Origin of the sequence: Bernardetia aquimarina (genome assembly GCF_042180575.1) — a bacterium.
In the GTDB taxonomy this organism is placed as follows: domain Bacteria; phylum Bacteroidota; class Bacteroidia; order Cytophagales; family Bernardetiaceae; genus Bernardetia.
The window spans coordinates 3,692,889-3,707,099 of the sequence record NZ_CP170094.1; the positions used below are offsets into that span (position 1 = coordinate 3,692,889).

Annotated in this window: 10 protein-coding genes; 7 read left to right on the forward strand and 3 right to left on the reverse strand. The window is 32.8% G+C overall.

Going from position 1 to position 14,211, the window contains the following annotated elements; genetic code table 11:
- Positions 1-92: 92 nt before the first annotated feature.
- Positions 93-857 (forward strand): S-adenosyl-l-methionine hydroxide adenosyltransferase family protein, encoded by a 765-nt coding sequence (locus ACE193_RS15910; RefSeq protein ID WP_375559209.1) that lies wholly within the window; start codon positions 93-95, stop codon positions 855-857.
- Between the two features lie 351 nt (positions 858-1,208).
- Here the strand turns inward: ACE193_RS15910 and ACE193_RS15915 are convergent, their stop codons facing one another.
- Positions 1,209-2,876 (reverse strand): tetratricopeptide repeat protein, encoded by a 1,668-nt coding sequence (locus tag ACE193_RS15915; protein ID WP_375559210.1) that lies wholly within the window; start codon positions 2,874-2,876, stop codon positions 1,209-1,211.
- A gap of 421 nt (positions 2,877-3,297) precedes the next feature.
- Between ACE193_RS15915 and ACE193_RS15920 the strand changes: the two genes are divergently transcribed.
- Together ACE193_RS15920 and ACE193_RS15925 are read left to right on the forward strand one after the other, a co-directional pair.
- Complete coding sequence (locus ACE193_RS15920; protein ID WP_375559211.1) at positions 3,298-4,476, forward strand: cysteine desulfurase family protein; 1,179 nt, start codon at positions 3,298-3,300, stop codon at positions 4,474-4,476.
- Between the two features lie 94 nt (positions 4,477-4,570).
- On the forward strand, positions 4,571-5,269 hold the full coding sequence (locus ACE193_RS15925) for a hypothetical protein (RefSeq protein WP_375559212.1): 699 nt from the start codon (positions 4,571-4,573) through the stop codon (positions 5,267-5,269).
- An 87-nt stretch (positions 5,270-5,356) separates the two neighbouring features.
- On the opposite strand, the gene ACE193_RS15930 is transcribed toward ACE193_RS15925, so the two are convergent.
- Complete coding sequence (locus tag ACE193_RS15930; RefSeq protein ID WP_375559213.1) at positions 5,357-6,220, reverse strand: undecaprenyl-diphosphate phosphatase; 864 nt, start codon at positions 6,218-6,220, stop codon at positions 5,357-5,359.
- Positions 6,221-6,437: 217 nt separating this feature from the next.
- Between ACE193_RS15930 and ACE193_RS15935 the strand changes: the two genes are divergently transcribed.
- Both ACE193_RS15935 and ACE193_RS15940 read left to right on the forward strand, forming a co-directional pair.
- A complete protein-coding gene (locus ACE193_RS15935) occupies positions 6,438-7,316 on the forward strand; it encodes a DUF2911 domain-containing protein (RefSeq protein WP_375559214.1) in 879 nt (292 codons plus the stop codon).
- A 161-nt stretch (positions 7,317-7,477) separates the two neighbouring features.
- Positions 7,478-7,783: a hypothetical protein gene (locus ACE193_RS15940; RefSeq protein WP_375559215.1), complete on the forward strand. Its 306-nt coding sequence runs from the start codon at positions 7,478-7,480 to the stop codon at positions 7,781-7,783.
- Positions 7,784-7,916: 133 nt separating this feature from the next.
- Here ACE193_RS15940 and ACE193_RS15945 read toward each other — a convergent pair whose 3' ends face one another.
- Positions 7,917-8,927 carry a M23 family metallopeptidase gene (locus ACE193_RS15945; RefSeq protein WP_375559216.1) on the reverse strand — a complete coding sequence of 337 codons (1,011 nt, stop codon included), beginning with the start codon at positions 8,925-8,927 and terminating at the stop codon, positions 7,917-7,919.
- Positions 8,928-9,500: 573 nt separating this feature from the next.
- Here ACE193_RS15945 and ACE193_RS15950 point away from each other — a divergent pair.
- Positions 9,501-10,211, forward strand: a complete 711-nt coding sequence (locus ACE193_RS15950; protein ID WP_375559217.1) for a DapH/DapD/GlmU-related protein — start codon at positions 9,501-9,503, stop codon at positions 10,209-10,211.
- 265 nt (positions 10,212-10,476) lie between these two features.
- A complete protein-coding gene (gene metH, locus ACE193_RS15955) occupies positions 10,477-14,205 on the forward strand; it encodes a methionine synthase (RefSeq protein ID WP_375559218.1) in 3,729 nt (1,242 codons plus the stop codon).
- Positions 14,206-14,211: the final 6 nt, after the last annotated feature.

The following is a 14,211-nucleotide window of genomic DNA, read 5'->3' on the forward strand; positions in this document are numbered from 1 at the left end:
AATATATAAGGCAAAAATCACAATCTTTATGTATATTGCTTTTCAATTTTTGAATTGAAAGAAAAAATAAAATGCAGGCAAAAGGATTAAATATGAATATCGTATTACTTACTGATTTTGGGTATCAAGATGGTTTCGTAGGAGTGATGAAAGGTGTTATCAAATCACTTTCTCCTCATGTAAACTTGATAGATTTGGCACATTCTGTTCCAGATTATGATATTTTGCGTGGAGCTTTACTTCTAGAAGCTCATTATAGTTATTTTCCAAAAGGAACAATTTTTCTATGTGTCATTGACCCTGGAGTTGGAAGTGATAGACAACCGATTATCGTCAAAAGTGGTGGTTATTATTTTGTTGCTCCTCATAACGGAATGTTGGATTTAATAACGGCTCTTGAAGATGTAGAACAATGTGTCGAAATCACAAACAAAACGTATATGCTTGAAAGTGATGCTAATAGTTTTCATGGAAGAGATATTTTTGCACCTGTGGCTGCACATCTTGCTAACGGAATTGCGATGGAAAATATGGGCGAAGAAATTCAGTATGATTGGTTTCTCAATTTTCCATTTAGCACTTACAATGAAGAAGAAAAAACAGTAACAGGAGAAATTTTGTCTTTTGATAAATATGGTAATGCACTAACTAACCTTAGAGCAAGAAAAGGGATAAAATATGGTAAAATACTAGAACAACAAGCAAAATTTTGTGATTTTTTCTTAGAAGGAAATGAAAGAATGCCTAATCTAATAAATGGCTCTTTTGGAAGAGTAGAAATATTTGTTCCTGAAAAAAATGCCGAAAAACAGCTTCGTCTAAGAAAAGGTGATGAGGTAATTTTGTACTTAGAATAAGGATTTTATGATATTAGTTTGAAAAAGATAAAACAAAAAAGCAAACTCAAAATTAAGATATTCTCTTCATTCTGAATTTGCTTTAAGGCTCACTTAAAAGAAAGTAAAAAGGTAAAATTGGTAATATTAGTTGTGCTATTTCCTTCAAAGAGAAACTAAAAATAAATAGTACTCTCCTTTGTAGTAGCAGCACAATCAAATGTACGCAAATCACTCAAAAATGACTAAAAAATCTTGGGACAAAACTGGGGCAAAAGTGTAAAGTGTTGTTATACAGGTGTTTATATACCAAAAAGCATCTTTAGTTGTTGAGTAATAAAGACAACTATTTAGTTAGTTTTTTAGATAATGTTAGTTAATCTGTTCAAGAAGTTTGATAGTTGCCTCGTCTGATTCTACTCCCAAACGCTGACGCAAACGGTATTTTCCTTTCCTTGCACTCTCTTCTGAAATACCTAAAATAGTTGCCATGTCATATTGTGAAAGCCCTAGTTTGAGAAGGGTAGCGATTCGTTTTTCAGCTTTCGAAATTTTTGGAAAATCATTTTTCAACTTCTCAAAAAAACGAGGATATACATTCGAAAAAATCTGTTTGTAATTTTGCCAATCTTCTTCTGTTAATATGCGTCCATTAATCAATTCTTCAATTTTCTGTTTTTTATATTTCTGTTCTTCGTCTTCAAATTCTTTTAAGCTATTTAGCTCTTCTCTTAATTCACTCAAAACAAGATTTTTTTGAAGTAAATTATGAGTATGCCTATGAAGTTGTTCTTTGTATTGTTGTATTTGAAGTTCTTTTTCTCTTAGCTCTAAGAGTTGAATTTGTTTTTGGTTTTCCTTTTCTCTCTCTTTTGTAGCAATATCTCTTTTATATCTAGTTTTTTGAAGCTGTAAAATAAGAAGTAAAACAATGGTTGTGATTATAGCAATTATCAAAAATAGAATATTTCTAGTTTTGGTTGCTTGTTCTCTTTCTGTATAAAGAATTTGCTCTTGTTTTAATTTTTCTATTTCATTTTGTTTTTTTTCGTTTTGATATTTTTTTTCTAACTCATTTAGGTTTTCTGTATTTGTCATTTGTATTAAACTATCACTTAATTTTCTGTACTCTTCCAATACTTCAAAAGCATTTTTATAACTTCCACTCAAATAATAGGCATAACTCAAATTCCGACGAGCATAAATAGCTGAACGAATATTTTGACTTTTTTCTGCATACTCTAATCCTTTTTGTGCATATTTTTCTGCCAACGTATATCTTCCAGTTTTGAGAGCTACATCTGTTAAACTATTATAGATTTTTCCTAGCGTTTTTGTTTCCTCTTTTGGTAAAATATCCAATGCTTTTTGATAGGACTCTTCAGCCTCTTTCAATTTTTTCATTCGTTGATACATATTTCCTCTATTGAGATAAACGCCTCCTTTTTCTCTATAAGATATATTTTTTTGCTCCAAACATTTATCAAAATAACTTTCAGATTCCTCAAATTTTTTGAGTTTAGAGTAAAGTGTTGCTAAATTGAAATAAACTTCATAAATAATGGGATTATTTTCTTTTTGAGCTACTACTAAAGCTTCTTTAAAATACTTTTCAGATTCTTGATACTCTTTTTGTTTGAAAAATAGAATTCCTATCTGTCTATATATTTCTACAAGAGAAGTACTAGGTAAATTTTCTTCTTTATAAACAATAGCTTTTAAAAAATACTCCATTGCCTTATCTGCATCTCCTTTTTCAGCATAAATAACTCCTGTATTTTCATAATTTATAAAAACTCCCTTTTTAAAATCATTCTTTTGAGCTAACTCTAATCCTTTTTCTGCATAAATCAGAGCTGAGTCTATATTCTGAATACTCATCTGAAAAGCTAATTCGTTGTACAAATTGACTTTAGAAGTATCTGGATGACTGTTTTTCAATTCTTTTTGTAAAGAATCAATTTGATTTTGAGCAAAACCAGTTTCTATTTTCAAGAAAAATAAAAGGAGAAGGAAAAAGCAATAATAATTTAATTTCATATTGTTTTGATTTGTAATAGTTATACTCAGTCAAAAATAATTTCGAAACTGATAGAACTGTCAGACACTTTCAAGTGTCAGTACAGTTAAAAAATGAATTGTCTGACACCTTGAAGAGGTGTCCTGACAAATATATTTTCGAAATTCTATTGTAGAGTAGTTAGTAACGCCGAAATTTAATGATTTCTTAGAGTTTTTATTCAATAAACCAAAAAATTGCTATAGAATTGAATTTTTTATAAAATCTCTGTACCTTTGTGAACTTGAATTATTGATTAACAAGTTCATAATCAATAACTTAACATTTACCAAAAACACATTTAATATATTGAACAGTTGGGAAAGATTTTTTAGTTTTAAGTAATTAGTCAAAAATCAATCAGAAAAATACTACTGTTCATACTAAATCCATATACCATTTATGTCAATTTCTTCTTCCTCTCGCATTTATTTAGACAATGCAGCGACTACACAATTAGATAAAGCTGTTTTAGATGAAATGATGCCTTATTTAACAGAACATTTTGGAAATCCATCTTCTACACACAGTACAGGAAGAATTGTAAAATCTGCCGTTGAGAAGGCTCGCAAAACAGTTGCAAGTCTTTTAAACACATCACCTGCCGAAATATTTTTTACTTCTGGAGGAACAGAAGCTGATAATACCACAATTCGTTGTGCTGTTCGTTCGCATGATTTAAAACATATTATTACCTCACCTTTGGAACATCACGCTGTTTTGCATACTGTTGAGGAATTGGAAAAGCGAGGAGAAGCAAAAGTAAGTATGGTAAATATTGATAAAAGAGGAAATATTGATTTGAATCATTTAGACGAGCTTCTCAGTAATCTTTCTACTAAAAATGAACGAGCTTTAGTTTCACTTATGCATGGAAACAATGAAATAGGAACAATTCTAGATTTGAAACAAACAGGCGAAATTTGCGAAAAACACAATGCTATGTTTCATTCTGATACTGTTCAGACGATGGGGTATTATCCAATGGATTTGCAAGAATTGGCTGTTCAGTATATTGTAGGTTCTGCACATAAATTTCATGGAGCAAAAGGAATTGGATTTTTATACATTCGCCACGATGCAGGTTTTTGTCCATTCCAAACAGGAGGAGCGCAAGAACGTAATATGCGTGGTGGAACAGAAAATGTAGCTGGAATTATTGGACTTGCAAAAGCCTTAGAGATTTCAATTTCAGAAAGAGATGCTCACAAAAAACATATTCTTTCTCTAAAAAGCAGAATGATAGAAAAACTAAGAGCAATTTTTGGCGAAGATGTAGGTTTTAATGGAGAATCTGGAAATCTTGAAACAGGACTTCCAAAAGTATTGAGCGTTCAGTTTCCAAAATCAGATATGGGCGATATGCTTTTATTTAATTTGGATATTCAAGGAATTTCTGCATCGGGTGGAAGTGCTTGTTCTAGTGGTTCAGAAATTGGCTCACACGTTTTGACGGCTCTCAAAAATGACCCTTCTCGTCCTTCAGTTCGTTTTTCATTCAGTAAATACAATACAGTTGAAGAAATTGATTATGTAGTAGAAAAAGTAAATGAAATTTATGCGCCTGTTTTGGCGAAATAGGCTTTTATATTTAGTTTATTTTGAAACTCGTGAGGTATTGTACTTTACGAGTTTTTTTATACACAAGAAACTTTATAAATAATTAAAAATAACTATGAAAATCAAAGTGTTAATTCTGTTTTCTTGCCTCTTTTTGGGAATTGGATTTGAGGGGAATGGATATGATAAAATGCTAGTAGGCGAAGGAAAGTTTTATGATTCTACTGCAAGTGTGTATAATTTTAGTCAAAATGGAACAAATTGGTGGGATAAAATTGGAAAGAAAAACATTTATCAAGTGAAAGTAAATGATACACTTTGTTCGATAGACAGAGAAAATTATTTGAGTATTTGGCTAGTCAATACTGTTTCTACATCAAGTTTTGAAAACAATACAGAATATCCCAACATACTTTTTGAAAGTAAAGCAAAATGTAAATTGATAGAGAGAATTTGGATAGGAGAAAATGTAAAAACTACTCAAATAAAACTCGTCTTCAAATATGAAAAAGGTCTTGAAAAAAATGTAAGTACAACTAAATCAGATATTCTACATCATTTTTCTTCTCTTCTTATTTCAAATTCTGAAAAACAAACAGAACATATAAATCTTAAAACACATGAAGGATATGATTATAATGTATGTTCTGATAATTATTATTCAGTTGTGACATCAATTTTTAAAATCGGAAATAGAATTTTTGCTATCCTCAATGAATATCCAAACAAAAGTTGTCCAGAGTTTAATACAAATTGGATTATAGAAATAACAAGAACAGAATACAGAAGAGTTTGGCATTATGGAACATGTTAATTCTGATAATCATCAAAAAAAATAGCAATTCGCATTTATCCTGTATTTATCATAAAAATCACTCGCCAATCAATTTATAGTATTTAATTACACAAAAAGCGCAATCAGTCCAACAATCAAACAATAGACAGCAAAATAAATCAGTTTACGTTTTTTGACCAGTTCCACCATCCAATAACAAGCAATCAGACCCACTACAAAAGCCGTAATAAATCCAATGGAGAGAAAAGAAATATCCAAAGTAGCAGGATTTGGACTTTCAAAATAATCTTTTACTTCCAAAAGAGTAGCTCCAAAAATAGGTGCAAGAACCATCAAAAACGAAAAACGAGCAGCCTCACTACGTGGAACACCAATCAAAAGAGCCGTTGCAATGGTCGCTCCCGAACGAGAAATACCTGGTAAAACGGCAATGGCTTGAGCAAGTCCGATAACAAAAGCTTGTAAATAAGAAATATTTTGATTAAGAGCAGCCGTTTGGCTATGCGTTTCTTTTGGTGTAGTTTCTTCATCTAAAATTGCTTTTTGTCCACTTGTAGGAAGGGCATTTTCTTGTTTTAGACGAGTAATCATCAATAAAACTCCTGTAATTAAAAGCATTCCACCTACAAAAGGAATATTTCCTTCAAAAAAAGATTCGACCCATTTCTTAAAAAACACACCAATTATTCCCACAGGAATCATAGAGATTACGATTTTTACAGCAAATTCCCATTCATCATTCCATTTGAATTTTAGCATTCCTTTCAGAATAAAACCAATTTCTTTTCTGAAAACGACGAGAGTACTAAGGGCAGTTGCAGCGTGAAGAATAATCGAAAAAAGAAGGTCGTTAGATGGATTAATATTCAAAAGTGCTTTCCCAAGCTCCAAATGTCCACTACTACTGACAGGTAAAAATTCTGTCAATCCTTGCAAAATACCCAAAATAAGAGCCTCAATCCATTCCATAATTTCTTTTTTTATTATACCAAAGAGTTATTTTTTTACTATCTAAAGGCACAAAATTAAGAGAGTTTGGCAATAAGGCAACTACTTTTTCCTAAAAAAAACTAAATCATTTCATAAATGAAGGTTTATTGCATCTTTGAAGCAATTTTTTACGTAAATTTTGAGTAATTTAAAGACAATACGCACTACTCATCTATTTTTTATCATATTTTTTTCTATGAAACATTTACACACACTTTTAATTGTTCCTATTATTATTGCGCTTTTTTTACTTGCCATTCAACAGTCTTGCGCTCAAGTAGAAATGCCTGTTCCTAGTCCTGCAGCTTCAGTTTCACAAGTGATTGGGGTTACCAAAATTTCGGTAGATTATTCTGCTCCAGCTGTTCGTGAACGTAAGATTTGGGGAGAACTTATTCCTTATGGCGAAATGTGGCGTACAGGCGCAAACTCTCCTACCAAAGTTACTTTTAGCACTGATGTTATGGTAGAGGGCAAAAAAGTTGAGGCTGGTTCTTATACATTGATTACGATTCCAACGGAGGACAAATGGACAGTTATTTTGAATAAAGACTCTAAAGGAAATGGTGTTTTTTCTTATTTGGAAGAAGATGATGTTATTCGTGTAGAAGTAACTCCAAAAGAGGCTGAGATGCGTGAATATTTAGCATATTCTATTTTACCTCAATCTGATAATGAAGCACATTTAGTAATGAATTGGGAAAAAACAATGCTTCCTATTAAAGTCACGACAGATACAAAAGCAAATGCAGTGGCTTCAATTGATAAAGGAATGGGTATTTATGGCAGAGCATGGTATGATTATGCTTCGGCTGCTGAGTATTATGTTCAGAATGATTTAGATGTAGAAAAAGCTGCTACTTGGGCAGATCTTTCTATAAAATTGAGAGATAATCACTTTTTCCCTCAATGGATTATGGCACAAGTAAAAGCAAAACAAGGAAATTATAAAGAAGCTGTTGCACTTGCAAAGAAAGCACAAGAGATGGGTACAAAAAATGGAGGTGGTTTTTATGATGCTCGCAAAGCAAGTATTGAAACTAGTTTAGCTGAATGGACTAAAAAAGTGAAATAAGCAAAAAAATATATAGTCAAAGAAGCTTAAACATCAAAAAAAGCTATTCATTTCTAAAAAGAATGAATAGCTTTTTTTGATACAAGAAATTTTGATATAACTAGATTTAGTTTTTTTTCGTACATTAGGACAACATTAGAATCAACTTTAATCCAATATTTATGCTAGAGCTATTAATTATATTTGGTAGTACATTTGGAATTGCTACAAGTGCCATTGTTACGAATTATTTCTATAAAGTAAAAAAACTAGAAGTAGCTCGTCGTCTTAGTCAACAAGAACAACAACAACTTGATATGATAATGCAAGAAAATGAGGAATTGCGCCAACGTTTAGAAAATGTAGAAGTCATTGTTTCAAGTGCAGATTTAGATATTCTGACAGCAGGAGCTTCTATGGAAGATATTACTCGTATCAAAAATACAGTAAGTCAAGTAAAAGAAAGCAAACGTTTCAAATTGCGTTAGAATATGTGTTCTTATTTATAGGAACATAATTTGTTAGTCCTAAACTTGTCCTAACTATTAAACACAAAAAAGCACTATAAAAAATTATAGTGCTTTTTTGTGTTTCTATGAAAATCTAATATTTTTTTTATTATTAGTGAACATGATTGTGGTCTTCTTCATCCGAACCACCACCAAGTGATTGTCCATCATGAGAAGAAAGTTCTACTAATTGTTGATATTCTGCAGGCGACAAATCATTAAAGAAGTAATTAATCGGATTTACAGGTTTTCCGTTATAACGTACTTCGTAATGCAGGTGAGGTGCTACTGAAAGTCCTGTGCTACCTACTTTTCCTACTAATTGTCCACGTTTTACTTTTTGTCCTTTCTTACAGTCAAAAGCTGAAAGGTGTGCATATCTTGTAATATATCCATAACCATGGTCTATTTCTACTAATCTTCCATAACCACTAGACCAATCTGCTTTTATCACGACACCGTCACCTGTTGCATGTACTGCTGTTCCTGTTCTTGCACTAAGGTCACAACCTGCATGCATTTTACGAACTTTATAGATAGGGTGTGTACGCATTCCATAACCAGATGCAAAACTTGTTTGATCTTTTCTTGAAAGAGGCTGAATAGCTGGAATAGAAGCCATCATGTCATTTTTGCTTTGCGCCAATTTCATAAGCTCATCATACGATTTTGTTTGGATATACATCTGTTTTTTTAGATTATCCAATTTTTCGTGTGTATTTACGATAAGCGTTTCATTTACAAGATTATCATCTAATAAATGTTTGTATTTTTCTGAACCACCTGTTCCTCCTTTTCTCATTTCCATTGGAATAGGCTCTACTTCAAACATCGAACGATATAATTTATTATCTCGTTGTTGAAGATGTGAAAGCATATCAGTTGCTTGACTAATTTCTTTATCAAGAACTTGATATTTAGTCAAAAGCTCTTGTTTTTCTTCTTTAAGTTGTGCCACTTCCTTTGAAGGGAACATTTGAGTGTAAAATGTCGCAAAACCGACTGCTAGTACTGCTGAAACTACCAAGAGTCCAAGAATATTAAATGCAATATCTGCTTTAGACGCTTTTACTTTTTCGTAACGACACGTTTCGGTGTCATAATAGTATTTTACTTTTGCCATATAATTAGTGTTTGTTGCTAACCTTTGTCAGACAAAATAACTAATAATCAAGTTTGTTTTAGTTCAAAACTGACTCCAAAACTTGGATTAAAACTTATTTAAAGAACGTTTATTAATTTGTTTTTAATTGATTTAGAATGTATTTCTATACTTAAAAAAATACTTTTCTGTATTAACTCAAAACAGGATTTATAATAAATTGAATATTTTTTATTGAAATGATAAATGATTGATAATCATAACTTTTTAGTGTATCCAACTAAAGATTAGTAATGCAAAGAAGCAAAAAAATAAGAAAAGTTCCAAAAAACATAAAACTTTTTTCGATGAATTACCGTATGTAGCCTCAAATTCAGTAAAAAGAGGAGTTTTTGAACTAAAAAAAGTTTTTTTTGTGTTTAAAAAAGATTTTTGATTTCTAATCAAATTAAGGAGCATTTTATGTCTTGATTTTTTTGAACCTTAAGTTGGCTGGATACAGTTTCTTCAGCTACATTAATTTCACAAAAAATAAAGTACCTTTGTAGTTTAAACATATTTCATTTTTCTATCAAAAAAACTCATTTTATTTTTATGGATTCTATTCATTCTCTTCCTACTGATTCAAACGAACTTCCTCCAATTCTTCCACTTATTATTGTAGGCGCAAAGGGTCTTGGAAAGGTTGCCTTGGAGGTTTTACAAAGTACAGATAATATCATTTATTGCTTCCTTGATGAGGATTATAAAGAAGAAACTGCTGTTTCTGAATCGGCGATTTTTCCAAATGAAATCAATCACGTTTCTATAATGGGAAGTTCTGATGATGATGATATGCTCAATCTTATCAATGATAAATGTGATTATTTTGTAGCCGTAGAAAATGTAGCTGATAGAAAAAGACTTATCAAAAAAATCTACAAACAAAGAAAAAAATATCCTGCCGTAGCTGTTCATTCTACTGCTCATATTGCTGATGATGCTACAATGGGCTATGGAACAATGATAGGAATGGGAACAATGATAGGCGCAGATGTGAAAATTGGAACAAGCTGTATTATTGGTGCAAATGCTACCCTAGATTATGAAGTAGAACTAGGAAATTTTACGCAAATAGGAATTGGAACAAATATAGGAAATGGCGTAAAAATAGAAGAAGATGTTTTTGTAGGAAATGGAGTAACAATTATTGCAGGTGTTACGATAGGAAAAGGCGCAAGAATAGGAGCAGGAAGTGTAGTTTTGAGTAACATAAAAGCAAAAGAAACCGTTTTAGGTAATCCTGCAAAGGCTATTTCGCTATAAATAATTAGTAGGTCAAATGGCTTGCCTTTGACAAAAACATAGTATTTTTAAGAGATTGTAAAATTATAATATAGTTAAAGGCAAGCCTTTAACCTACATAAAATTTTGTCAATCATTTGCCAAACCCTTTTGATTAACAATGAATTACCTTTTTTGATTTGAAGTTCCGTAATTTTGCATCCTCAAAAGTAGCAAACAGTTTCCAAACTGTTTTTCTAAAACAATAAAAAATAATAGGACAACTTGGAAGTTGCCTTCTACAAATATGAATACAGAAACTAGCATAAATATCCATCAATTAATTACCAAACACCTTCAAGAACGTATTTTAGTTTTGGACGGTGCAATGGGAACGATGATTCAACGCCATACTTTAGAAGAAGAAGATTTCAGAAGTGAGCGTTTTAAAGATTGGAAACAAGATGTAAAAGGAAATAATGACCTTTTATCAATCACTCAACCTGATATTATTAGAGATATTCACAAAAAATACTTTGAAGCAGGTTCAGATATTGTAGAAACCAATACCTTTAGTGCTACCACAATCGCAATGGCTGATTATGGAATGGAAGAATTAGCTTATGAACTCAATTATGAGTCTGCCAAACTTGCCAAAGAAGCAGCAGCCGAATTTGGAGGAATTTATCACGAAACAAAACCTCGTTTTGTGGCTGGTGCAATGGGTCCAACTAACAGAACAGCATCTATTTCGCCAGATGTAAACGACCCAGCTTATAGAGCCGTAACTTTTGATGATTTGGTAGAGGCTTATTACGAACAAGTTCGTGGTTTGGTTGATGGTGGTGTTGATTTAATTTTGATAGAAACTGTTTTTGATACGTTAAACTGTAAGGCTGCACTTTTTGCTGTTGAAAAATACTTTGATGATAGAAATATTCCACAAGCTGACCGTTTGCCAATTATGGTTTCGGGAACAATTACAGATGCAAGTGGTCGTACTCTTTCTGGACAAACAACAGAAGCATTTTATAATTCGATTGCACACGCAAATATTATTTCTATTGGTCTGAATTGTGCTTTGGGTGCTGCGCTTATGAAGCCGTATATGCGTGAGCTTTCAAGAGTGGCAAATTGCTTTGTTTCGTGTTATCCAAATGCAGGACTTCCAAATGAGTTTGGTCAGTATGACGAAACAGCTTCACAAATGAGTCGTCTGTTAGAAGATTTTGCTAGTGAAGGTCTTTTTAATATTGTCGGTGGTTGTTGTGGAACTACACCAGACCATATTCAAGCCATTGCCGAAGAAGCCGAAAAACATGAACCTCGCAAAATTCCAGAGCGCAAAACAGCAATGCGTTTGTCAGGTTTGGAAGCCTTTACAGCAGATAAAAATACTAATTTTATAAATGTTGGAGAGCGAACAAATGTTACTGGTTCAAAGAAATTTTCAAGATTAATAAAAGAAGGTAAATTTCAAGAAGCCTTAGACGTAGCCAAACAACAAGTAGAAGGTGGGGCGCAAGTCATCGATATTAATATGGATGAGGGAATGTTAGATTCTCAAAATGCAATGGTTCATTTTCTCAATCTTGTCGGTTCAGAGCCAGACATTTCCAAACTTCCAATTATGATTGATTCCTCAAAATGGGAAATCATAGAAGCAGGTTTGAAATGTGTACAAGGAAAAGGAATTGTAAACTCAATTTCACTCAAAGAAGGTAAAGAGAAGTTTATCGAACAGGCAAAACTCGTTCGTCGTTATGGTGCTGCCGTTATTATTATGGCTTTTGATGAAGACGGACAAGCAGATACCTATGAACGAAAAATTGAAATCTGTAAGCGCAGTTATGATATTTGGGTAAACGAACTTGGTTTTCCTGCCGAAGACGTAATTTTTGACCCTAATATTTTTGCTATCGCAACAGGAATTGACGAACATAATAATTATGCTGTCGATTTTATCAATGCAACAAGATGGATTAAAGAAAACTTGCCACACGCAAAAGTAAGTGGTGGGGTAAGTAATGTTTCGTTTTCGTTTCGTGGTAATGATGTGGTGCGTGAAGCAATTCATGCTGTCTTCCTTTATCATGCCGTAAAAGCTGGAATGGATATGGGAATTGTAAATGCAGGAATGTTAGAAATTTATGATAATGTTGATAAAGAACTTCTAAAATACGTTGAAGATGTAGTTTTGAATAAAAATCCTGAAAATGGAACAGAGCTTTTAGTTGATATTGCTGAAAACTACCGAGGAGAAGGAAAAAAACGAGTAAAAGACGAAACATGGCGAGAAAATTCTGTCGAAAAACGTCTTGAATATTCATTAGTAAACGGAATTACAGAATATATCATTGAAGATACAGAAGAAGCAAGACAGAAAGCAGAACACCCTTTGCATGTCATTGAAGGTACATTAATGGACGGAATGAATGTAGTAGGTGATTTGTTTGGAGCAGGAAAAATGTTTTTGCCACAAGTAGTAAAATCGGCTCGTGTAATGAAACAAGCCGTAGCTCATTTACTTCCATTTTTAGAGGCAGAAAAACAAAAATTACGTGATTCTGGACAGGAAGTAAAGAAAAATGGAAAGATTCTTTTAGCTACCGTAAAAGGCGATGTTCATGATATTGGAAAAAATATCGTAGGTGTTGTTTTGGCGTGTAATAATTACGATGTTGTTGATTTGGGTGTAATGGTTCCTGCCGATAAGATTTTGAAGGAAGCTGTAAATCATGGCGTTGATGTGATTGGTCTTAGTGGACTTATTACGCCGTCGCTTGATGAAATGGTTTTTGTGGCGCAGCAAATGGAAAAACAAGGCTTAAAACTTCCTCTCTTGATTGGTGGAGCAACTACTTCACGTATTCATACGGCTGTAAAAGTTGCGCCTAGTTATTCGGGTTCGGTGGTTCATGTGGTGGATGCTTCAAAGGCTGTTCCTGTGATGTCAAATTTATTGAATGACGAAGCAAAAGAGAAGTATTCAAAAACAGTAAGAGACGAATATACCCTACTTGCAGAAGACCACAAAAAACGACAGTCGGAAGCGAAATATATTCCCATTCAAGAAGCAAGACGCAACAAACTCAAAATTGATTGGAACACGACAACAATTACAGAACCGACATTTTTAGGAAATCGTTATTTTAATAATTTCAATATAGTAGAGCTAAGAGAGTACATCGATTGGAGTCCGTTTTTCATGACGTGGGGGCTTACAGGCGCATATCCACGTATTTTCAATCACAAAAAACATGGAAATGAAGCCAAAAAATTATTTGATGATGCTCAAAATATGCTAGACAAAATCATTTCTGGTCGTTGGCTGACTGCAAATGGAGCAATCGGTTTTTATCCTGCAAATGTTGTCAATGATGATGATATTGAGATTTATACGAATGACGAGCGCACCGAAGTTTTGACTTATTTTAGAAATCTTCGTCAGCAACAAGAAAAAACAGGCAAAACGCCAAATCTTTGTATTTCTGATTTTGTTGCACCAAAAGAAACAGGTCTAAAGGATTATATCGGTCTTTTTGCTGTAACGACAGGCATCGGAATTGAGAAAAAACTAGCCGAGTTTGAAGCCAAAAACGATGATTATAGCAAAATCATGTTACAAGCCTTAGCCGATAGATTAGCCGAAGCCTTTGCAGAGTTATTGCACAAACAAACTCGTACACAATATTGGGGCTATCAAAAAGACGAAAATCTCACAAAAGAAGATATTGTAAGAGAAAAATATGTAGGTATTCGTCCAGCACCAGGGTATCCTGCAAATCCAGACCATACCGAAAAAACACTTTTATTTGACTTACTGAAAGCCACCGAAAAAACAGGAATTGAACTTACTGAAAGCCTAGCGATGTTACCAACGGCAGCTGTTTCAGGTTTGTATTTTTCACACCCCGAATCTATTTATTTTGGAGTAGGAAGAATCAGCAAAGACCAAATAGAAGATTATGCAAAACGTAAAAATATGTCTGTTGAGGAAATAGAAAGATGGTTGGGTAGTAATTTGAATTATTGATTTTGA